21 protein-coding genes and 1 pseudogene are annotated in these 21194 nt (G+C 70.6%); 9 read left to right on the forward strand and 13 right to left on the reverse strand.

Annotated elements, in window-relative coordinates:
* Positions 1 to 49 precede the first annotated feature (49 nt).
* Entirely contained in the window at positions 50 to 1477 is a 1428-nt protein-coding gene (gene pyk / locus ABZU99_RS00595; protein WP_355951192.1) for a pyruvate kinase, read from the forward strand.
* 123 nt (positions 1478 to 1600) lie between these two features.
* Here the strand turns inward: pyk and ABZU99_RS00600 are convergent, their stop codons facing one another.
* From ABZU99_RS00600 to ABZU99_RS00615, 4 genes are all read right to left on the reverse strand, one after another.
* A complete protein-coding gene (locus ABZU99_RS00600; protein ID WP_356044392.1) occupies positions 1601 to 2809 on the reverse strand; it encodes a hydrogenase expression protein HypF in 1209 nt (402 codons plus the stop codon).
* Positions 2810 to 2882: 73 nt separating this feature from the next.
* Positions 2883 to 3413 (reverse strand): DUF6114 domain-containing protein, encoded by a 531-nt coding sequence (locus tag ABZU99_RS00605; RefSeq protein ID WP_356044389.1) that lies wholly within the window; start codon positions 3411 to 3413, stop codon positions 2883 to 2885.
* Between the two features lie 139 nt (positions 3414 to 3552).
* On the reverse strand, positions 3553 to 4170 hold the full coding sequence (locus ABZU99_RS00610) for a DUF6230 family protein (protein ID WP_355951183.1): 618 nt from the start codon (positions 4168 to 4170) through the stop codon (positions 3553 to 3555).
* 560 nt (positions 4171 to 4730) lie between these two features.
* On the reverse strand, positions 4731 to 5711 hold the full coding sequence (locus ABZU99_RS00615) for a tetratricopeptide repeat protein (protein ID WP_355951180.1): 981 nt from the start codon (positions 5709 to 5711) through the stop codon (positions 4731 to 4733).
* Between the two features lie 137 nt (positions 5712 to 5848).
* Between ABZU99_RS00615 and ABZU99_RS00620 the strand changes: the two genes are divergently transcribed.
* The gene (locus tag ABZU99_RS00620; RefSeq protein ID WP_356044386.1) at positions 5849 to 6526 is read left to right on the forward strand and encodes a TetR/AcrR family transcriptional regulator; all 678 of its coding nucleotides are present in this window, start codon (positions 5849 to 5851) and stop codon (positions 6524 to 6526) included.
* Here the strand turns inward: ABZU99_RS00620 and ABZU99_RS00625 are convergent.
* The 6 genes from ABZU99_RS00625 to ABZU99_RS00650 all read right to left on the reverse strand — a co-directional run bounded on the left by ABZU99_RS00625 (position 6502) and on the right by ABZU99_RS00650 (position 10571).
* Positions 6502 to 8238, reverse strand: a complete 1737-nt coding sequence (locus ABZU99_RS00625) for a methylmalonyl-CoA mutase family protein (protein ID WP_356044383.1) — start codon at positions 8236 to 8238, stop codon at positions 6502 to 6504. The two genes, ABZU99_RS00620 and ABZU99_RS00625, sit on opposite strands and share 25 nt — an antisense overlap.
* Positions 8239 to 8366: 128 nt before the next feature.
* Positions 8367 to 8705 (reverse strand): DUF3817 domain-containing protein, encoded by a 339-nt coding sequence (locus ABZU99_RS00630; protein ID WP_355951171.1) that lies wholly within the window; start codon positions 8703 to 8705, stop codon positions 8367 to 8369.
* Between the two features lie 57 nt (positions 8706 to 8762).
* Positions 8763 to 9275, reverse strand: a complete 513-nt coding sequence (locus ABZU99_RS00635; protein ID WP_355951168.1) for a MarR family transcriptional regulator — start codon at positions 9273 to 9275, stop codon at positions 8763 to 8765.
* Between the two features lie 138 nt (positions 9276 to 9413).
* Positions 9414 to 9581: a hypothetical protein gene (locus ABZU99_RS00640; protein WP_356044379.1), complete on the reverse strand. Its 168-nt coding sequence runs from the start codon at positions 9579 to 9581 to the stop codon at positions 9414 to 9416.
* 352 nt (positions 9582 to 9933) lie between these two features.
* Positions 9934 to 10230 carry an MTH1187 family thiamine-binding protein gene (locus ABZU99_RS00645; RefSeq protein ID WP_356044376.1) on the reverse strand — a complete coding sequence of 99 codons (297 nt, stop codon included), beginning with the start codon at positions 10228 to 10230 and terminating at the stop codon, positions 9934 to 9936.
* Positions 10227 to 10571, reverse strand: coding sequence for a DUF3817 domain-containing protein (locus ABZU99_RS00650; protein WP_355951162.1), 345 nt, complete (start codon positions 10569 to 10571; stop codon positions 10227 to 10229). The genes ABZU99_RS00645 and ABZU99_RS00650 overlap by 4 nt, the downstream gene beginning before the upstream one ends.
* Before the next feature lie 165 nt (positions 10572 to 10736).
* Between ABZU99_RS00650 and ABZU99_RS00655 the strand changes: the two genes are divergently transcribed.
* From ABZU99_RS00655 to ABZU99_RS00670, 4 genes are all read left to right on the forward strand, one after another.
* Positions 10737 to 11375, forward strand: a complete 639-nt coding sequence (locus ABZU99_RS00655) for an AIM24 family protein (protein ID WP_355951159.1) — start codon at positions 10737 to 10739, stop codon at positions 11373 to 11375.
* Complete coding sequence (locus ABZU99_RS00660; RefSeq protein WP_355951156.1) at positions 11375 to 12025, forward strand: AIM24 family protein; 651 nt, start codon at positions 11375 to 11377, stop codon at positions 12023 to 12025. The genes ABZU99_RS00655 and ABZU99_RS00660 overlap by 1 nt, the downstream gene beginning before the upstream one ends.
* Positions 12022 to 12702 carry an AIM24 family protein gene (locus ABZU99_RS00665; RefSeq protein WP_355951154.1) on the forward strand — a complete coding sequence of 227 codons (681 nt, stop codon included), beginning with the start codon at positions 12022 to 12024 and terminating at the stop codon, positions 12700 to 12702. The genes ABZU99_RS00660 and ABZU99_RS00665 overlap by 4 nt, the downstream gene beginning before the upstream one ends.
* Positions 12703 to 12796: 94 nt before the next feature.
* Positions 12797 to 13273 carry a MarR family transcriptional regulator gene (locus ABZU99_RS00670; RefSeq protein WP_355951151.1) on the forward strand — a complete coding sequence of 159 codons (477 nt, stop codon included), beginning with the start codon at positions 12797 to 12799 and terminating at the stop codon, positions 13271 to 13273.
* On the opposite strand, the pseudogene ABZU99_RS00675 reads toward ABZU99_RS00670, so the two are convergent.
* Positions 13223 to 13415, reverse strand: a pseudogene (locus ABZU99_RS00675) (ATP-binding protein); the annotation flags it as partial. The gene ABZU99_RS00670 and the pseudogene ABZU99_RS00675 overlap by 51 nt on opposite strands.
* A gap of 27 nt (positions 13416 to 13442) precedes the next feature.
* On the opposite strand from ABZU99_RS00675, the gene ABZU99_RS00680 reads away from it, so the two are divergent.
* Complete coding sequence (locus tag ABZU99_RS00680; RefSeq protein WP_356227642.1) at positions 13443 to 13646, forward strand: PepSY domain-containing protein; 204 nt, start codon at positions 13443 to 13445, stop codon at positions 13644 to 13646.
* A gap of 412 nt (positions 13647 to 14058) precedes the next feature.
* Here the strand turns inward: ABZU99_RS00680 and meaB are convergent, their stop codons facing one another.
* Positions 14059 to 15018, reverse strand: coding sequence for a methylmalonyl Co-A mutase-associated GTPase MeaB (gene meaB, locus ABZU99_RS00685; protein ID WP_355951248.1), 960 nt, complete (start codon positions 15016 to 15018; stop codon positions 14059 to 14061).
* Between the two features lie 83 nt (positions 15019 to 15101).
* Positions 15102 to 16277: an acetyl-CoA C-acetyltransferase gene (locus ABZU99_RS00690; RefSeq protein WP_355951245.1), complete on the reverse strand. Its 1176-nt coding sequence runs from the start codon at positions 16275 to 16277 to the stop codon at positions 15102 to 15104.
* A 157-nt stretch (positions 16278 to 16434) separates the two neighbouring features.
* Here ABZU99_RS00690 and mce point away from each other — a divergent pair, with 157 nt between their 5' ends.
* Positions 16435 to 16875, forward strand: a complete 441-nt coding sequence (gene mce / locus ABZU99_RS00695) for a methylmalonyl-CoA epimerase (protein ID WP_355951145.1) — start codon at positions 16435 to 16437, stop codon at positions 16873 to 16875.
* A 282-nt stretch (positions 16876 to 17157) separates the two neighbouring features.
* A complete protein-coding gene (gene scy / locus ABZU99_RS00700) occupies positions 17158 to 21159 on the forward strand; it encodes a polarized growth protein Scy (RefSeq protein WP_356044371.1) in 4002 nt (1333 codons plus the stop codon).
* Positions 21160 to 21194: the final 35 nt, after the last annotated feature.

Here is a 21194-nt window from a genome sequence, read left to right on the forward strand (position 1 = left end):
CCAAGCCTTAAATATTCCGCTCCGAAACAAACCCGATAGGATCTGCCTCATGCGCCGTTCCAAAATCGTCTGCACTCTGGGCCCCGCCGTCGACTCCTACGAACAGTTGAAGGCACTGATCGAGGCCGGGATGAACGTGGCCCGCTTCAATATGAGCCACGGAAGCCACCCGGAGCACGAGGAGCGGTACCACCGCGTCCGCAAGGCGTCCGAGGAGACCGGCCACGCGGTCGGCGTGCTCGTCGACCTCCAGGGCCCCAAGATCCGCCTGGGGACCTTCGCCGACGGCCCGGTGGAGCTGGTCCGCGGCGACGAGTTCATCATCACCACCGAGGACGTGCCGGGCGACCGCACCATCTGCGGCACCACCTACAAGGGGCTGCCGGGCGATGTGTCCAAGGGCGACCAGATTCTGATCAATGACGGCAACGTCGAGCTGCGGGTCACCGCGGTCGAGGGTCCCCGGGTGCGGACCATCGTCATCGAGGGTGGGGTGATCTCCGACCACAAGGGGATCAACCTCCCCGGTGCGGCGGTCAATGTGCCCGCGCTGTCCGAGAAGGACATCGAGGACCTGAAGTTCGGCCTGGCCATGGGGTGCGACCTGGTGGCGCTCTCCTTCGTCCGGGACGCGGGCGACGTCCGTGACGTCCACCGCGTCATGGACGAGGTGGGCCGCCGGGTGCCGGTGATCGCCAAGGTGGAGAAGCCGCAGGCCGTCGCCAATATGCAGGATGTCGTCGACGCCTTCGACGGCGTCATGGTGGCCCGTGGCGACCTGGCGGTGGAATATCCGCTGGAGAAGGTCCCGATGGTGCAGAAGCGGCTGATCGAGCTCTGCCGCCGGAACGCCAAGCCGGTGATCGTCGCGACCCAGATGATGGAGTCGATGATCACCAACTCGCGGCCGACCCGCGCCGAGGCGTCCGATGTCGCCAACGCGATCCTGGACGGCGCGGACGCGGTCATGCTCTCCGCCGAGTCCTCGGTCGGCGCTTACCCGCTCGACACCGTCAAGACGATGTCCCGGATCGTGCAGGCGGCCGAGCAGGAGCTGCTCTCGCGCGGCCTCCAGCCGCTGGTGCCGGGCAAGAAGCCGCGGACGCAGGGCGGTTCGGTGGCCCGCGCGGCCTGCGAGATCGCCGACTTCCTGGGCGCCAAGTCGCTGGTGGCCTTCACCAAGTCCGGCGACACCGCCCGCCGGCTCTCCCGCTACCGCGCCCAGCAGCCGATCCTGGCCTTCACCACGGACAGCGCGACCCGTAACCAGCTGACGCTGAGCTGGGGCGTGGAGTCCTTTGTCGTGCCGTATGTGGAGCACACCGACGCGATGGTGGACCTGGTGGACGCCGAGCTGTCGAAGCTGGGCCGCTACAACGCGGGCGACAAGATGATCATCACCGCGGGCTCGCCCCCCGGCGTGCCCGGCACCACCAACATGGTGCGGGTGCACCACCTGGGCGGCGAGAACGAGTAAGCCGCTCGGGCCCGAACGCGCCCGTGGGCACCAACTCCGGCCGGAGTTGGTGCCCACGGGCGTTTTTCCCTCCCGAGGAGGGGTGGTGCGGCTCCCGAACGGGCCTGTGTGTCGCGGGGTGTGTCACTCCCCGGTCTTGTAGAGATGCATGCCCGGTACGGTCAGATCGCCACCGAACTGACCGGCCTGCTTCACAGTGACATTGGTGAAGAAGACCTCGGGGAGGTTCAGCGGGGGCGGACTCTTGGGGCTGAAGGTGATCGGGATGATCCCCAGCAGATTGCCCTTGAGCTCCTCGGTGTACATCGTCACCGTGCCGTTGCGGATCGTCGACTTGGACCCCTCGCGGGCCTGCACGTGGGTGGTGGTCCCGCCCGGGCCGATCACCGTCTGGTGCAGATCCTTGATGTCCACGCTTTTGGCGGTGAACTTCAGGACCTTCTTGACCTTCCCGCTGTACGTCTTGATCTCCACGATGCCCTGGTAGTCCAGGCCATGCAGGCTCAGCAGCGTGCTCTTGAGGGTCCAGGGGTCGTCCGGCAGCAGGTTGGGGGTCTTCTCGGCGTCGGCGTTCTTGTACGCGTCCGCGTCGAACTCCGGACAGGGGAACGCCTCCTTGCCGCCGGCGCCCTTCGAGGCGGACGGGGAGGGCGTGGGGAGGGCCTTGTCGGCCTGGTCCTTGGTGTCCTCGACCGTCTTCTTCGCCTTGTCGGCGGCGTCCTGGGCGCCCTGTCCGACCTTGTCCACCGTGTCCTTGACCGGGTCCGTCGCCTTGTCGGCCGCCGAGTCGGACGTACCGGACGGCGAAGGGCTCGGCTTCGTGGTCGGCGAGGCGCTCGGTTCGGCGGACGCGTCGGACTTCTCCTCGTCGCCACCGATGACCTTGTGGAGCGCGTCCCCGAGCCCCAGCGGGTCCAGCGGGTTCCTCGACTCGGACTCCGAGGGGCTCGGCGAGGCCGAGGGCTCCTTCGACTCCTGGGCGTCCTGGGAATCGGACGGCGACGGCGTGGGCGCGGGCTTGCCGGCCGACGGGTTCGGATCGGCCGTGGCGCCGTCGTCGCCCTGGGAGCCGCCGGGGGTGGCCGGGGAATCGTCCTTGGCGTCGCCCTTCGGGTCCGCCGTCTCCTTGCCCTTGGCATCCCCCTTGTCGGCCTTATCCGCCTTGTCCGCCTCATCCGGCTGGGACACGCACGGCCCGGCCTTGAACCGGTCGTCGGCCCTGGGGCTCGCCGAGGCGAGCTGCGGAGTCAGCCCCATGCCCATGAGCACGGCGGTGGGCATGGCGGCCAGCGCTATCGCCTTGCCCGCGGGCACCTGAAGGCGAGTGAGCATCGACTTTCTTGGAGCCGCGTGCCGCGGACCCGTTCTCACTTGCCGAGGGCTCGCGCCCTCGAGCTGCTCCTCTTCACCCCGCACGGTGCCTCCCATTCGTGGCGTCCTGGTCCAGTGCGGTCCCGGCTCCGGCCGGTTCCGGCACGCTGTCACCGTTCCCGTCGCCCTCCGGTACGGCCTCCTGGCCCTTCGCCGGCTGCTCCTCCGGTGCCTCGCCCGGCGCCCAGGCGACGCTCATGCCACCGCCGAACAGCGCCAGCAGAAATCCCATCAGGAAGCCGCCGATGTTGGAGACGGGAAGCGACACCAGGCCGAGGAGGATCGAGGCGACTCCGGCGAATACCCGCACCAAGGGCTGGAACCACATGGTCAGGCCCAGGATGATCAGCAGCACACCGATGATCAGCGAGGCCGATCCGGCGGTGGTGGACAGGTTGATGGTGAACCCGCCCGCGTTGAGGCTGTTGTACGGAAAGTAAATGATCGGCAGCCCTGCCAGCAGGGTCAACAACCCCGCCCAGTACGGGCGCTGCCAGCGCCACACCCGGAAGGACTTCCGCCAACGGCTGATTCGGTCACGCGCCCCCGGCGACTCGGCACTCATTGAAAACAGCTCCCTGGGGCTGGCGATCGGTGGATCGCGTTGTTCTACAGCGGTAATAGCAAAGCGTGGCGCACACGGCGCTGCCGGCCGATGCCCGGGTGGAGGGCAGCGCCGCGGCCCCCCACCCCAGCTCAGCGCGTCAGAAGCACTCGTTCTTGCCCTTGCTGACCTTCATCGAAAGGCCCGAGAGCTTGAACGTGCCCGCACTGGTCGCCCAGGCGGTCTGCCTCACACCGGTCAGCGTCGCGGAATCGGCCTGCTGGGCGAAGGAACCGGGATCGGCCTTGTCGCCCTTCTTGATACCGGGACCCTTGGTCGCGTCACCCGCGGCCACACCGATGTCGATCCCGCGGAACGTGGCGTCCGCGTCCAGCTGATCGAGATCGATGAACAGGTTCTTGGCCTCGACCGTCTTGCTGCCGTTGCCGGCCGACAGCTTCAGCGACACATCGCCGAAGAGCGGGACCGGGACCACGACGGACTGGCACAGACCCTTGAGCTTGGCGCTCTTGAACGCCGACACGGCGACCGGGATGTGCTTCCCGCCGTGCTGGGTGTCAATGGCGCCGTACTGGGCGAAGCCCGTACCGTCAAGACGGTCGACCGCGACCTTGAACTGCTGGCCGGACACGTTGAACGACGCCGCGAGCGCACCCTGGGACAGGGCGACGCCAATCGCGGCCGTGGCAGCAACGCTCGGCACCATGACAACGGCGAACCGCTTCCATCTGGTTCCGCCACGAGCCTGAGACTCCATGACTTTCCTCCTTCTCGGACGTACATCTCCGGCCGGGGCGATCAGCCCCGGACCTGGGATGGGAGAAGTGCTACGTCCTCGGGAAGGAGAGCGCCCACGTCTCACAGGCGCACACCGCACCCGCAACACCGGCGATCACCCCCGAGCGACAACCACTGGCCACGCTTCTCGCGCAACCTCCTGGACAGGCCCTGCCCGGTGGGCAGAGACCCCCCTGTCCAAGGCCGACGTCATTGCCGCCGGCCTGCCCGGTGGGGACCACCACACCAACGCACCGACCGGCTGCCGGGCTACGGGGGATGGACCGAGCTTGGCCGATCGTGGTCCATTCCTGGCTGAGGCACAAGGGGTTCGTTACTAGCGAGTAACGGCCGGATAACCGTAGCGCTGCGGGAAGGTCGAGGCCGGGCACACAGGGTCGTCACATGGCGACCGGAAAGAGAGGGAGATTTACTTCAAGACCGGACAAAGTGCTGACGGACATTTACTGGCAGTAACAGCGACCGCGTTTACCAATTTTTGGTAAAGAGCGGTCGCCGCACTGTTTGAGCCACCAGAGGTCAGAACAGCACGCGCGCCAACGCACTACGCGCCGTGACCACTCGGGGGTCGTCACTGCCGATCACATCGAAGAGATCCAGGAGATGGACGCGCGCCGCCTCCCGGTCGTCCCCCGTCGTGCGACGCACCGTGTCGACCAAGCGTCCGAAGGCGTCCTCCACATGACCACCCACCAGATCCAGGTCTGCCGCCGCGATCTGCGCCGCCACATCACCCGGGTTCTCGGCGGCCGCCTTGCGCACCTGCTGGGCGTCCACACCCTGAACGCGCTGCAGCAGCTCGGCCTGTGCCAGACCCAGCTTCGCCTCGCCGTTGGCCGGGTCCTCGGCGAGCACGTTCTTGTACGCCTGCACCGCGCCGCCCAGGTCACCCGCGTCCAGCGCCTGATGGGCCGCCGAGAGCGCGGCGTCCTGCGGCGACTCGGGCCGCTGCGCGGCCTCCCGCTCGGCCTCCTCGGCCTCCTCGGCCTCCGCCCCGGCTTCAACAGGTGTACCCACGATGCCGAACTGCTGCTCCGCGGCCTGGATCAGCTGGTCCAGCACCTGGCGGATCTGCGCCTCGGGCGCGGCTCCCTGGAAGAGCGGCACCGGCTGGCCCGCGACCACCGCGAAGACCGCGGGGATGCCCTGGACGCCGAACTGCTGGAAGAGCATCTGGTTGGCGTCGACGTCGATCTTGGCGAGGACGAACTTCCCCGCGTACTCCCCGGCCAGCCGCTCCAGGATGGGACCGAGCTGCTTGCACGGCTCGCACCACTCGGCCCAGAAGTCGATGACGACCGGCACTTCGGTGGAGCGCTGCAGGACCTCCTGCTGAAAACCCGCTTCGTCGACATCGAAGACCAGACGGGTGGGCGCGGGGGCGCCACCGGTGCGGGCCTTCTCGGCCCGCGCCTTCTCCGCCTTCTGCTTGGCTTCTCCGGCCGCCTTCACCGCGGCGAGGTCGACCACTCCACTCATGGACATGTTCCGTGGCTGCATGGTCCTATCCTCCCCTCTTCCCGCGGCGAATGGAAAAGCGCACTCCCCCATGGAAGGACCGGGCACGCGTCTTACGCTACGAGCCGTAGCGTAACTCACCGGGACTCCTTCCGGTACTGGCGGGTAGGGTCCCGGCCATGAACACGCCCGCACGCCGTACCGGGCGCCCCCGCAGCGCCGAGGCCGACCGCGCCATCCTCGACGCCACCCGTGCCGCCCTGGTCGAGCTCGGCTGGGCGAAGCTGACGCTGGGGGATGTCGCCTCGCGCGCCGGCGTCGCCAAGACGACCGTCTACCGCCGCTGGGCGGGCAAGAGCGAGCTGGTCGTGGACGCGGTCGCGGCGGTCTTCGACGAGCACCTGGAGGTCGCCGACCACGGCAGTCTGCAGGCCGACATCGAGGACGTGGTGCTGCGGTTCGCGGCGCTGCTGGAGCTCCCCGAGACCAAGACGGCGCTGATGGCCGTCATCGCCGAGGCCACCTATGACGACGCGCTACGGGCCCGGGTCCGGTCGGCGATCGTGGACCGGCAGAAGCGGCTGGTACTGATCGGTCGGGAGCGGGCACAGCTGCGCGGCGAGCTGCCGCGCGAGGAGGATCCCGACGCGGCGGCCCGCAACGCGGACCTGATCTTCGATGTGATCGCGGGCGCGGTGGTGCACCGCATGCTGGTCAGCGCCGAGCCGGTGGACCCGCGGTGGGCCGGGGAGTTCTCGGTGCTCCTGCTGCACGGACTGGCCGCGGCGGGCTCCGGCGCCTCCGCGGCGCCGAAGCCCCTGCCGGGGCACGATCAGAAGCCCGCCGGCTCCGTGTAGATCCCCCACTCGTCGCGCAGGGCGTCGCAGATCTCGCCGAGCGTCGCCTCGGCCCGTACGGCCGCCAGCATCGGCTCGATCATGTTGGTGTCATCGCGCGCGGCGGCCACGAGCGCCTTCAGCCCCGCGGCGACCTTCGCCTCGTCGCGCCCGGCCCTGCGGGCGCCCAGCACCCGCACCTGCTCGCGCTCGACCTCATGGCCGACCCGCAGGATCTCCAGATCGCCGGTGACCGAGCCCTGGGCGCAGTTGACCCCGACGACCTTCTTGTCGCCCTTCTCCAGCGCCCGCTGGTACCGGAAGGCGGACTCGGCGATCTCACCGGTGAACCAGCCGTCCTCGATGCCCCGCAGGATGCCGGCGGTGATCGGCCACTTTGGCTCCTGCCCCTCCGGCACCGTGCGGCGGCCGCGCTCCCTGATCTGCTCGAAGATCTTCTCGGCGTCGGCCTCGATCCGGTCGGTCAGCGCCTCGACGTACCAGGAACCGCCCAGCGGATCGGCCACATTGAGGATCCCGGTCTCCTCCATGAGCACCTGCTGGGTGCGCAGGGCGATCTCGGCGGCCTGCTCGCTGGGCAGCGCCAGGGTCTCGTCCAGGGCGTTGGTGTGCAGCGAGTTGGTGCCGCCGAGGACCGCGGAGAGGGCCTCCACGGCGGTCCGTACGACGTTGTTGTACGGCTGTTGCGCGGTCAGCGAGACCCCGGCGGTCTGGGTGTGGAACCGCAGCCACTGCGCCTTCTCGGAGGTCGCCCCGTAGACATCGCGCATCCAGCGGGCCCAGATCCGGCGGGCCGCGCGGAACTTGGCGATCTCCTCGAAGAAGTCGATGTGCGCGTCGAAGAAGAAAGACAGACCGGGTGCGAAGGTGTTGACGTCCAGCCCGCGGGAGAGCCCGAGCTCCACATAGCCGAAGCCGTCGGCCAGGGTGTACGCGAGCTCCTGTGCGGCCGTCGCCCCGGCCTCGCGGATGTGGTAGCCGGAGACGGAGAGCGGCTTGTAGTCGGGGATGCCCTGGGAGCAGTACTCCATCAGGTCGCCGATCAGCTTCAGATGCGGCTCGGGCGGGAAGAGCCACTCCTTCTGCGCGATGTACTCCTTGAAGATGTCCGTCTGGAGCGTGCCGTTGAGCGCCGAGATGTCGACGCCCTGGCGCTCAGCGGCGACCAGATACATGCAGAAGACCGGGACGGCCGGGCCGCTGATCGTCATCGAGGTGGTCACCTCGCCGAGCGGGATGTCCTTGAAGAGGATCTCCATGTCGGCGGCGGAGTCGATGGCGACACCGCAGTGGCCGACCTCGCCGAGCGAGCGCGGATCGTCGGAGTCGCGGCCCATCAGGGTCGGCATGTCGAAGGCGACCGACAGACCGCCGCCCCCAGCCTCCAGGATCATCTTGTAGCGCTCATTGGTCTGCTCGGCGTTGCCGAACCCGGCGAACTGGCGGATGGTCCAGGCCCGCCCGCGGTAGCCGGTGGGATACAGACCGCGGGTGAACGGGAACTCGCCCGGCCAGCCGATCCTCTCGAACCCCTCGACCGTGTCCCCCGGAGCGGGTCCGTAGACCGGCTCGACGGGATCACCCGAGAGAGTGGTACGCGTCCAGCCCCTTGGGGGCTCCGCCCCCAAACCCCCGGCGGCCACGCGCTTGCGGGCCGCGTCGTACCGGGCCTGCCAGCGGCGGCGGCCTTCCTCAATGCCTTGGGCGTCCATGCCTTCAAATTTACTAGGACGTCCTAGTAATTGTCGACGGCTGACAGCATCGGTCGGCCCGATCGGGTGGCCGGCCGGACCGTACCCGCAGGTGAGCGGCCCGGCGCGAGATACGGCGCGGGGCGCCGTCAGGCCTTGGCGGGCTCCGCCGCGGCGTCGGCCACCTGCGGTCCGACCTCACGGACGACCTTGCGCTCGACGAAGAAGACCGCGGTCGGGATCGTGCCCGCGAGCAGCAGCCACGCCAGCCTGCCGAACGGCCACTTCGCCTTGGAGCCCAGATCGAAGGCGAAGACCAGATAGAGGACGTACAGCCAGCCGTGGGCGATGCCGACGACGCTGACGAACCCGGCCGCGCCGTCCACGTCCAGCAGATACTTGGCGACCACGCCGAGGGTCAGCAGGATCAGCAGCACGCCGGTGACGTAGGCCATCACCCGGTAGCGGCTCAGAACGCTCTTCTTCATGGCAGTGAGCGTAACCGTCCGTTCCGGGGCGATCTTCGCCGCCCCCGGGCGGCTCTTCTACCGCTCTTCCTCGAAATCGTCCGCGGCGATCCGCAACGGACGCAGCATCGCGAAGATCTGGTCGCACTCCTCGGCGTCGTACACCCCGAGCCCGAAGTCCATCGCCATGAGATCGCGGGTGGCCGACTCGACCACCTCACGGCCCCGGTCGGTGATGGAGGCCAGCGTGCCGCGGCCGTCGTTGGGGTTCGGCCGCTTGGCGACCAGCCCCGACTTGACCAGGCGGTCCACCGTGTTGGTGACCGAGGTGGGGTGCACCATCAGCCGCTCGCCGATCTTGGACATGGGCAGCTCACCGGCCTTGGAGAAGGTGAGCAGCACCAGCGCCTCATAGCGGGCGAAGGTCAGTTCGTACGGCTTGACCACGGCGTCGACCTGGCTCAGCAGAATCTGCTGGGCCCGCATGATCGAGGTGATCGCGGCCATGGACGGCACGGACCCCCATCGCTGCTTCCAGAGTTCATCGGCGCGTGCGATGGGGTCGAACGGCAGGCTGAGCGGCTTGGGCACGGTACCGACCCTACCGGCCGGTCATATCGTGGTCAGCCCAGTCTCACACTTCGGGCCTGGAGGGCCAGGGCCCAGCCGAACGAGGGGTGCCAGGCGTACCCCAGGGCGGGCAGCTCGCCGCCACCCCCACTGGCAGCGTCAGCCGGGCCCGTGCGCGCGGCCCAGCGGCGACCCCACCAGAGCCTCGCTGACCACCGCGCCCACCGGCATCCCGCACGTCGGCAGCCCCAGCCCGGACGGGCCGAGACCCAGGAGTACGGCGTCACCCAGCCCCTCGGAGTACGGCGTCAGCAGAACCTCTTGCACACCGGTGAAACCGGGAGGCGGGCCACCGCCCCCGGACCCTGGCCCCGGAGAGGCCGGCCGGACCCGACTACAGGCGAACCCCGCGCGGAAGGCAGGCCACCGCCCCCAGACCCTGGCCCCCCAGAGGGCCGGGCGGCCGGGCGAACCGCACTACGGGCGAACCCCGCCCGCGAGGCAGGCCACCGCCCCCAGACCCTGGCCCCCCGGAGAGGCCGGTTGGCCGGGCGGACCGGACTACGGGCGAACCCCGCCCGGGAGGCAGGCCACCGCCCCCGGACCCTGACCCCCGGAGAGGCCGGGCGGCCGGGCGGACCGGACTACAGGCGAACCCCGCGCGGGAGAGGTCGGCGCGCTACGTCGCGGACAGGTGGCGCTCCACCGTGTCGACCTTGGACGTCAGGCCGTCCGTCACACCCGGCCGGATGTCGGCCTTCAGGACGACCGAGACCCTCGGCGCCCGCGCCTCCACCGCCGCGACGGCTCGCTTGACGACGGCCATGACCTCGTCCCACTCGCCCTCGATCGACGTGAACATCGCGTCCGTACGGTTGGGCAGCCCGGATTCCCGGACCACCCGCACCGCGTCCGCGACGTATTCGCCCACGTCCTCGCCGACGCCCAGCGGCGTCACCGAAAAGGCGACGATCATGCTTTGACCACGCCCTCCTTGCGTGCGCGGGCCGCGATGACGCTCGCCTCGGCCTCGCGCTTGAGCTTGCGCTCGGCGAAGAAGCCGCCGGTGGGCAGGACAGAGAGGACGAAGTAGAGGGCGGCGGTCTGCCACCCCCACTTGGTGCGGTTCCAGGCGTCCGCCCAGAAGACCAGGTACAGGATGAACAGGACGCCGTGCACCATGCCCATCACCGGCACCGCGTTGAAGTCAGTGGTGCGCTTGAGCACCGAGCAGACGAGCAGCAGCAGGAAGGACACGGCCTCGGGCGCGGAGACCAGGCGGAGCCGGCGCAGCGCGGTGGCGGTCTTGAAGTCCACGAGAGCACCTTCGCGTGAGGGGTACAGAGGAGTACAGAGGACACGGGGCGGCTTGTGAAGCGATGCACAAGCCGTCGTCCATTGTGGCAGCCGGGCGGCCGATCACCGCTCCCGGGTCACCGGTGTCCCTGTCCGCCGACGAAAGAGGCCGATAACGTCGGGCCCGTGGCTCAGTTTCGGCTCCAGGGAAGCAAGATGCTCGCGGTCGACATGACCGGCGACTTGGTGAAGGCCAGGAACGGCGCGATGGTCGCGTACGAGGGGGAGATGACGTTCAAGAAGAAAACCGGCGGCGGGGAGGGGCTGCGCGGGATGGTGACCCGCCGGCTCACCGGTGAGCACATGGCGGTCATGGAGGTGAAGGGGCACGGCACGTGCTACTTCGCCGACCGGGCGAGCGAGATCAACCTGGTGTCGCTGCACGGCGAGAAGCTGTACGTGGAGGCCAGCAATCTGCTGTGCACGGACGCCGCGCTGCGCACCGGCACCTCCTTCACCGGACTGCGCGGCACCGCACAGGGCAACGGCCTGTTCACCACGACTGTCGAGGGCACCGGCCAGGCGGCGATCCTCTCCGACGGCACGGCGATCGTGCTGCGCGTCACACCGCAGACGCCGCTCCAGGTCGACCCGGGCGCGTACATCGCCCACACCGGCAATCTCCAACAGCACTTCCAGTCGGGGGTGAACTTCCGCGCGCTGATAGGTGAGAGCGGCGGCGAGTCCTTCCAGATCCGATTCGAGGGCGATGGCCTGGTCTACATACAGCCGAGCGAGCGCAACACGATCGGGGGCGAGCTCTGATGCCGTTCACGACCCTCACCTCCCGGATGGTGCAGGCCGAGGTGGTGCCCGGCCGGACGCTCTTCAGCCAGCGCGGTGCGATGCTCGCGTACCGCGGGGACGTGCGGTTCACGCCCAGCATCACCGGAGGGCAGGGCGGCGTGATGGGGATGATCGGGCGCCGGGTCGCCAATGAGGCGACGCCGCTGATGACCGTCGAGGGCCAGGGCACGGTGATGTTCGGGCACGGCGGCCACCATGTGCAGGTGATCGACCTGATCGGCGACACGCTCTACGTCGAGTCGGACCGGCTGCTGGCCTTCGACGGATCGCTGCGCCAGGGAACGATGTTCATGGGTTCGCAGGGCGGGGTGATGGGCCTGGTGCGCGGCCAGATCACCGGCCAGGGGCTGTTCACCACGACCCTGGAGGGACACGGCTCCGCGGCGGTCATGGCGCACGGCGGCGTGGTGGAGCTGCCCATACACCCGGGGCATCCGGTCCATGTCGATCCGCAGGCGTATGTCGCCCACCGGGGTGATGTTCGCAATAAGCTCTCGACGGCGATCGGCTGGCGCGAAATGGTGGGCCGGGGCTCGGGGGAGGCGTTCCAACTGGAGCTGTCCGGCACCGGCATGGTCTATGTCCAGGCATCGGAGGAGAAGCTGTGAACGGCCCGGTGGTCCATGACGCCTACACGCTCCCGGCCAATGACAACATCAATCCGTATGCCTTCAGCGTGGACCTCAACGGCCAGTGGTTCCTGCAGAAGGGGAAGATGGTCGCCTACTACGGGAAGATCGACTTCCAGGGCATAGGGCTCGGCCGGCTCGACCATCTCATCGCGGGCAGCTTCCACTCCCCACTGCATGCCGCGGACTGGGTGGTCGCCGAGGGCCAGGGCAAGATGGTGCTCGCGGACCGCGCCTTCGACGTCAACTCCTATGACCTCGACGACGGCAACCTGACCATCCGCTCGGGCAATCTCCTCGCCTTCCAGCCGTCGCTCTCCCTCAAGCAGTCGATCGTCCCGGGCTTTCTCACGCTCATCGGCACGGGCACGTTCGTGGCCGCGTCCAACGGCCCCGTGGTCTTCATGGAGCCGCCGATCCGGGTGGATCCGCAGGCTCTTGTCGGCTGGGCCGACTGTCCCTCCCCCTGCCACCACTACGACCATGCGTATCTGCGCGGCTTCCTCGGCGGGATACGGGCGCGGACCGGGATCGGGGGCACCTCGGGCGAGGAGCATCAGTTCGAGTTCGTGGGCGCCGGGACCGTGCTGCTCCAGTCGACGGAGGACGTCATGGCCGAGCGGGAGGTTGGCGCAACAGGGGGTACCGGTTCGTGAGCGCGAGCGTGCGGAGTGTAACGTCGAACAGGTGACCTCTAGCCCGATACATCCATTGGTTCGGAATTCAACTTCTATAGGTAGAATACATCCCATGGAGACCGAGAACGGCACGCCCTGGCTCAGCGATGAGGAACAGCGCGCCTGGCGCACCCATCTGGACGTCAGCCGGCTGCTGACCTACCAGCTCGAAAAGGACCTGCAGCCGTTCGGCCTGACCATGAACGACTACGAGATCCTGGTCAACCTCTCGGAGTCGGACGACCACCGGATGCGGATGAGCGACCTCGCCTCCGCGACCCTGCAGTCCAAGAGCCGTCTCTCCCACCAGATCACCCGGATGGAGAACGCCGGCCTGGTCCGCCGCGAGAACTGCGAATCCGACCGGCGCGGGCTCTACGCCGTCCTCACCGAGCACGGCTGGGACACCATGCGCAAGGTCGCGCCCCACCATGTCGCGTCCGTGCGCAGGCACTTCATCGATCTGCTCCCCCCGGCCGACCGCGAGGCGCTCTACGCGTCACTGGTGCCCGTGGCCGACCATCTGCGCGCTCAGCGCGGCCGGGTCTAGCGGCAGCCGCATCTCGAACAGGGCGCCGCCCCCGGGTGCCTCACGCACGGCGAGGGTGCCGCCGGTGCCGCACGGCCACATCCCGCGCGATGGCGAGGCCGAGCCCGGCCCCGCCATCGTCGCGGCTGCGGGCGTCGTCGAGCGCCCGCGCCCCCTGAGGAACGCCGAGGTGAGCGCCTCCCAAGCGGCCGAGAAGGCCGCGTCGCGGGGCGCGGTGACCTCCGTGAACGTGGACGACGACCGCGCGTCCGTGTGGGAGGTCGAGGTCGTCAGGGACCACAAGGCGCACGACCTGGACGTCAACCCGCACACCGGCAAGGTCACCCAGGCCCCGTCCGAGGACGGCAAGGCCGAGGACCACGACGAGGACTGATCACCGCACCAGGAACGGTCACCGCCTGAGGCGGGCCCCGCCAGGAACGGCCACCGCCAGGGGCGGGCCCCACCAGGAACGGGCCCCACCAGGGGCGGGCCCCCCAGGAACGGGCCCCACCAGGAACGGCCACCGCCAGGAACAGGCCCCACCAGGAACGGCCACCGCCAGGAACGGCCACCGCCAGGAACAGGCCCCACCAGGAACGGCCACCGCCAGGAACAGGCCCCAGGAACGGGCCCCACCAGGAACGGCCACCCCCAGGAACAGGCCCCACCAGGAACGGCCACCCCCAGGAACAGGCCCCACCAGGAACGGCCACCCCCAGGAACAGGCCCCACCAGGAACGGCCACCCCCAGGGGCGGGCACCGCCAGGAACGGGCACCGCCCGGAACGGGCTCCGCGGGCCCGCTACGCCCCCTCCGTCACCCCCGCCACCAGCTCGTCCGCCGCCGCATACGGGTCCAGCTCCCCCGCCACCACCCGCTCGGCCAGCACCCCGAGCCGGCGGTCCCCGTGCAGGTCGCCGATCCGCGCCCGCAGCGCCGTGACCGCTATCGTCTCGACCTCCCCCGCCGCCCGGCGCCCGCGGCGCTCCGCCAGCACCCCGTGCTCCTCCATCCACGCCCGGTGCTTCTCCAGGGCCTCGACGACCTCCTCGATCCCCTCGCCCCGCGCCGCCACTGTCTTGACGATGGGCGGCCGCCAGTCCCCCGGCGACCGTGCCTCGCCCAGCCCGAGCATGTGGTTGAGCTCCCGGGCCGTGGCGTCGGCCCCCTCCCGGTCGGCCTTGTTGACCACGTACACATCGCCGATCTCCAGAATCCCGGCCTTGGCCGCCTGGATCCCGTCGCCCATGCCCGGTGCGAGCAGCACCACGCTCGTATCGGCCTGCGCGGCGATCTCGACCTCGGACTGACCGACGCCCACCGTCTCCACGATCACCACATCGCAGCCGGCCGCGTCCAGCACCCGGATGGCCTGGGGGGCGGCCCAGGCCAGCCCGCCCAGGTGCCCGCGCGTGGCCATGGAGCGGATGTAGACGCCGGGGTCCGACGCGTGCTCGGACATCCGTACGCGGTCACCGAGAAGCGCCCCGCCGGAGAAGGGCGAGGAGGGGTCCACCGCGAGGACCCCCACCCGCTTCCCGGCCCTCCGGTAGGCGGAGACGAGCGCGGAGGTCGACGTGGACTTGCCGACCCCCGGCGACCCGGTCACCCCGACCACGTACGCGCCCCCGGCCAGCGGGGCGAGCGCGGCCATCACCTCGCGCAGCTGGGGCGAATCGCCCTCGATCAGCGAGATGAGCCGGGCGACCGCACGCGGCCGCCCCTGCCGGGCCTGCTCCACCAGGGTGGGCACATCAGTCATGGGTGCCGCAGTCATGGGCGCCGCGCTCCTCAACGCTCGTACAGATGAAAACCGACTACCGGGAACCGATCACCGGCAACCGGCTACCTGCCCGGCACACGGAGGATCAGCGCATCCCCCTGCCCGCCCCCGCCGCACAGCGCCGCGGCGCCCAGGCCGCCGCCCCGCCGCCGCAGCTCCAGCGCCAAATGCAGCACGATCCGCGCACCGGACATCCCGATGGGATGTCCGAGGGCAATCGCGCCGCCATTCACGTTCACCTTTTCGTGGGAAACTCCCAGATCCTTCATTGACTGCACCGCGACCGCCGCAAACGCCTCATTGATTTCGATGAGGTCAAGATCGCGCACGCTCAGCCCCTCCTTCCCCAGCGCATGCGTGATCGCGTTGGACGGCTGGGACTGCAGGGAGTTGTCGGGCCCGGCCACATTCCCGTGGGCGCCGATCTCGGCGATCCACTCCAGGCCCAGTTCCTCGGCCTTCGCCTTGCTCATGACGACGACGGCGGCGGCGCCGTCGGAGATCTGCGACGCCGTACCGGCCGTGATCGTGCCGTCCTTGGAGAACGCGGGGCGCAGCTTGGCCAGGGATTCGACGGTGGTCTCGCCGCGGATGCCCTCGTCCTTGGCGAAGACGACCGGCTCGGCCTTGCGCTGCGGGATCTCGACCGGGGTGATCTCGGCGTCGAACAGGCCGTTCTTCTGGGCGGCGGCGGCCCGCTGGTGGGAGAGGGCGGCGATCTCGTCCTGCTCGGGGCGCTGGATGCCCAGCCGGGTGTTGTGGTGCTCGGTGGACTCGCCCATGGCGACGTTCTCGAAGGCGTCGGTGAGCCCGTCGTGGGCCATCGCGTCGAGCATCTCGATGGCGCCGTACTTGTGGCCCTCGCGGGACTTGGGAAGGAGGTGGGGGGCGTTGGTCATGGACTCCTGGCCGCCCGCGACCACGATGTCGAACTCACCCGCGCGGATCAGCTGGTCGGCGAGGGCGATGGCGTCCAGCCCGGAGAGACAGACCTTGTTGACCGTGAGCGCGGGCACACTCATGGGGATGCCTGCCTTGACGGCGGCCTGCCGGGCGGGGATCTGGCCGGCGCCGGCCTGCAGCACCTGCCCCATGATCACGTACTGCACCTGGTCACCGGCGATCCCGGCCCGGTCCAGTGCGGCCTTGATCGCGATCCCGCCGAGGTCGGCGCCGGAGAACGAGCGCAGGCTGCCGAGCAGCCGTCCCATGGGCGTCCTGGCGCCCGCCACAATCACAGATGTCGTACGAGTCATTGGTGCGTCCCTTCACGAGACGAAGGAAGTTAACGAGGGTTATCGTCAATGTACTGACGAGTACCCCGTACGGTCACCGCCTCATCGGTGTGATCGCGCGCACGTTGCGTAACCACGTGAGTGGCGGTGCACTATCCCCATGCTGACGCGAATCGACCACATCGGAATCGCCTGTTTCGACCTCGACAAGACTGTCGAGTTCTACCGTGCCACCTACGGCTTCGAGGTGTTCCACTCCGAGATCAACGAAGAGCAGGGCGTCCGGGAGGCCATGCTCAAGATCAACGAGACCTCCGACGGAGGAGCCTCGTACCTGCAGCTCCTGGAGCCGACCCGGGAGGACTCGGCGGTCGGCAAGTGGCTGGCCAAGAACGGCGAGGGCGTGCACCACATCGCCTTCGGCACCGCCGACGTCGACGCCGACTCCGAGGCCATCCGCGACAAGGGCGTCCGGGTCCTGTACGAGCAGCCCCGCCGTGGCTCCATGGATTCCCGGATCACCTTCTTGCACCCCAAGGACTGCCATGGTGTGCTGACCGAACTTGTCACGGCCGCGGACCCCACGGAGGGGGATCACTGAAGCGGACCACTGACCTACCCCTCCCCCGGCCGGTAGAGTGCACCCTCGGCCGGGGTACGGGAATCGGGAAGGGATCGGGGTCCGGGGCCCGGCCCAGGCATTGCCGATGATCTGACACCATTTCTTCGGAAGGGCCAGCTCCGGTCCGACCCGGCACGCACCTCGCCAGGTCGGTACCGCAAGGGAACCGCCAAGGAATCCCGGGACCACAAGGGACCACCGGGAGACCGCGAGGTACGGAGCCGGCCGCCACCGCGACCAGGGGACGGATGGGACCGCGCAGTGCGGGGCTACGACCGCTACGAGCCTGACGACCACCTCTCGAAGTTCGAGGCCGAGATGGAGCGGCTGAAGACCGAGCGGGAGAAGGCCGTCCAGCACGCCGACGACCTCGGCTACCAAGTCGAGGTGCTGCGCGCCAAGCTGCATGAGGCGCGCCGCAATCTGGCGAGCCGCCCTGCCTACGACAGCGCCAATATCGGCTATCAGGCAGAGCAGTTGCTGCGGGACGCGCAGCTCCAGGCGGATCAGCTGCGCGCCAACGCCGAGCGCGAACTGCGTGAGACCCGGGCCCAGACCCAGCGGCTGCTCCAGGAGCAGGCCGAGCAGCAGGCCCGGCTCGAAGCCGAGCTGCACGCCGAGGCCGTCGCCCGGCGTCAGCGGCTCGACCAGGAGCTCGGCGAGCGCCGCGCCACCGTCGAGTCGCATGTCAACGAGAACGTGGCCTGGGCCGAGCAACTGCGGGCCCGTACCGAGGCGCAGGCCCGCCGGCTGCTGGACGAGTCCCGGGCGGAGGCCGAGCAGGCCCTGTCCGCGGCCCGCGCCGAGGCACAGCGCCTGACCGAGCAGGCCCGTCAGCGGCTCGGCTCCGAGGCGGAGGCCGCCCGCGCCGAGGCCGACGCGATTCTGCGCCGGGCCCGTACCGACGCCGAACGGCTGCTCAACGCGGCGGGCTCGCAGGCCCAGGAGGCCACCGCCCACGCAGAGCAGCTGCGCACCAGCACGGCGAACGAGGCGGACGAGGCCCGCCGTACGGCCGCCGAGCAGACCCGCGCCGCCGAGCAGCGGATGCAGGAGGCCGAGGCGGCGCTGCGCGAGGCGCGCGCCGAGGCCGAGAAGGTGCTGGCCGAGGCCAAGGACGCGGCGGCCAAGCGGCTTTCGGCCGCCGAGTCGGACAACGAGCAGCGCACCCGTACGGCCAAGGCGGAGGTCGCCCGGCTGGTCGGCGAGGCCACCAAGGAGGCCGAGGCGCTGCGGGCCGAGGCCGAGCAGCTGCGGGACGACGCCCGCGCCGAGTCCGAGCGGCTGCTCGCCGAGGCGGGCGACGACGCACGGGCCAGGGTGGCCGAGGACTCGGCGGCCCAGCTGGCCAAGGCGGCCCGGAGCGCCGAGGAGGTGCTGACCCGGGCGTCGGAGAAGGCGCAGGCCACCACCAAGGCGGCGGCCGAAGAGGCGGAGCGGATCCGGCGCGAGGCCGAGGCCGAGGCGGACCGGCTGCGGGCGGAGGCGCATGACGCCGCCGAGCAGCTGAAGGGCTCGGCGAAGGACGACACCAAGGAGTACCGCGCCAAGACCGTCGAGCTGCAGGAGGAGGCGCGCCGGCAACGCGGCGAGGCCGAGCAGCTGCGGTCCGAGGCGGTGGCCGAGGGTGAGCGGATCCGCGCCGAGGCGCGCCGCGAGGCCGTCCAGCAGATCGAGGAGGCGGCCAACACCGCCGAGAACCTGCTGACGAAGGCGAAGGCCGACGCGGAGGAGACCCGCTCGGGCGCGACCACCGAGAGCGAGCGGGTCCGCACCGAGGCGATCGAGCGGGCGAACGCGCTGCGCCGGCAGGCCGACGAGCTGCTGAAGCGGGCCCGCGGCGAGGCCGAGGAGCTGGTGTCCTCGGCCGATGAGCAGGCCGAGCGGGTCAAGTCGGAGGCGGCCCGCGCGGCCGAGGAACTGCGCGAGGAGGCCGAGCGGGCCGCCGAGGACCGCCGCGCCGAGGCCGAGTCCGAGCTGAACCGGCTGCATCAGGAGGCCGAGCAGCGGCTCGCCTCCGCCGACCAGGCGCTGCGGGACGCCCGCGCCGAGGTCGAGCGGCTGCGCCGGGAGACCGGCGAGGAGATCGAGCGGCAGCGCGCGGAGTCCGCGGAGCGGCTGAACGCGCTGCGCCAGCAGGCCGAGGAGGAGGCCGACCGGCTGCGCGACGAGGCCGCGGCGGACGCGTCCAACGCGCGGGCCGAGGGCGAGTCGGTGGCCGTACGGCTGCGCGGCGAGGCTGCGGCCGAGGCCGAGCGGCTGCGTTCGGAGGCCCAGGAGACGGCCGACCGGGTGCGGGCGGAAGCGGCGAGCGCCGCCGAGCGGATCGGCACCGAGGCCGCGGAGGCCCTCGCGGCCGCCCAGGAGGAGGCGGCCCGCCGCCGCCGCGAGGCCGAGGAGCTGCTGACCGACGCGCGCGAGGAGGCGCAGGCGGAGCGGACGGCGGCGCGCGAGCAGAGCGAGGAGCTGCTGGCCGCCGCCCGGACCCGGGTCACCGAGGCGCAGACCGAGGCGCAGCGGCTGGTCGAGGAGGCGGAGCGGCGCTCGGCCGATCTGGTGGCGGCCGCCGAGCAGACCGCACAGCAGGTGCGGGACTCGGTCGCGGGGCTGCACGAGCAGGCCGAGGCGGAGATCGCGGGGCTGCGTACGGCCGCCGAGCACGCGGCGGAGCGCACCCGCCACGAGGCGCAGGAGGAGGCCGACCGGGTCCGCGCGGACGCGTACGCGGAGCGGGAGCGGGCCTCGGAGGACGCGTCGCGGCTGCGGCGCGAGGTCCGGGAGGAGACCGAGGCCGCCAAGTCGCTCGCGGAGCGCACGGTTTCGGAGGCGATCGCCGAGTCGGACCGGATGGGCGCGCAGGCCCGCGAGGACGCCAACCGGCGCCGTGCCGAGGCGGCCGAGCAGGCCGACCGGCTGGTCACCGAGGCCACGCACGAGGCCGAGCGGCTGCACGCGGAGGCCAACGAGACGCTCGACGAGGCGCGTCGGTCGGCCAACAGGAGCCGCGCGGAGGCGGCGGAGCAGGCCGACACGCTGGTGGCCGGCGCGACGGAGGAGGCCCAGCGGCTGGTCGCCGAGGCCACCGCACGGGCGCAGGCGCTGCGTACGGAGGCGTCCGACGCCCGGGCAACCGCGGAGCGGGACGCGGCGCGCACCCGGGCCCAGGCCCGCGCGGACGCGAACACCATCCGCTCGGAGGCGGCCGAGCAGGCCGATCGGCTGGTCACCGAGGCCAGGAACGAGGCGGAGCGGCTGCACGCGGAGGCCTCCGCGGAGGCGGAGCGGCTGCGCACCGAGGCGTCGGAGACCGTCGGCTCGGCACAGCAGCACGCGGCGCGCACCCGCGCGGAGGCGGAGCGGGTCGCCACCGAGGCGGCCGCCGAGGCGGAGCGCGTCCGCAACGAGGCACAGGCGGACGCCGACCGGCTGGTCGACCGGGCGCGCGAGGACGCCAACAAGCGCCGCTCGGACGCCGCGGAGCAGGCGGACCGGCTGGTCCGCGAGTCCTCGGCGGAGGCCGAGCGGCTCACCGCCGAGGCGCAGGAGGCCGCGCTGCGTGCGGCGACCGCGGCCGAGGAGCAGGCGGACACCATGGTGGGGGCGGCCCGCCAGGAGGCGGAGCGGCTGATCGCCGAGGCCACGGCCGAGGCCAATGCCATGGTGGAGAAGGCCCGTACGGACTCGGACACCATGCTCGGCGAGGCGCGCGGCGACGCGACCGCCATCCGGGAGCGCGCCGAGGAGCTGCGGACGCGGACCGAGGCCGAGGTCGAGGAGCTGCACGAGCGGGCCCGCCGCGAGTCGGCCGAGCAGATGAAGGCCACGGGCGAGCGGGTGGACAAGCTCGTCGCGGCCGCCACGGCACAGCTGATGAAGGCCGAGGAGAAGGCCGAGTCGCTGGTCGCGGAGGCGAACAGCGAGGCGAGCCGGGTCCGGATCGCGGCGGTGAAGAAGGCCGAGGGCCTGCTGAAGGAGGCCGAGCAGAAGAAGAACGCCGCGGCGCGGGACGCGGAGCGCGTCCGGTCCGAGGCCACGGCCGAGGCGAAGGAGATCGTCGACGAGGGCAAGCGCGAGCTGGAGTTGCTCAAGCGGCGCCGCGAGGACATCAACGCGGAGATCTCCCGTGTCCAGGACGTGCTGGAGGCGTTGGAGTCCTTCGAGACCCCCGCGTCGGGCGGCGCGGGCGGCAAGGAGAATGGCGGAGTCAAGACGACGGCGGGTGCGGGTGCCACGAGGTCGAGTGGAAAACGGTCCGACGGCTAGCGACACTCACTGTGTCGTGTCCGTATCATCCCGAC

The sequence above is a fragment of the Streptomyces sp. NPDC005266 genome (assembly GCF_040607655.1).
Classification (GTDB): Bacteria; Actinomycetota; Actinomycetes; order Streptomycetales; family Streptomycetaceae; genus Streptomyces.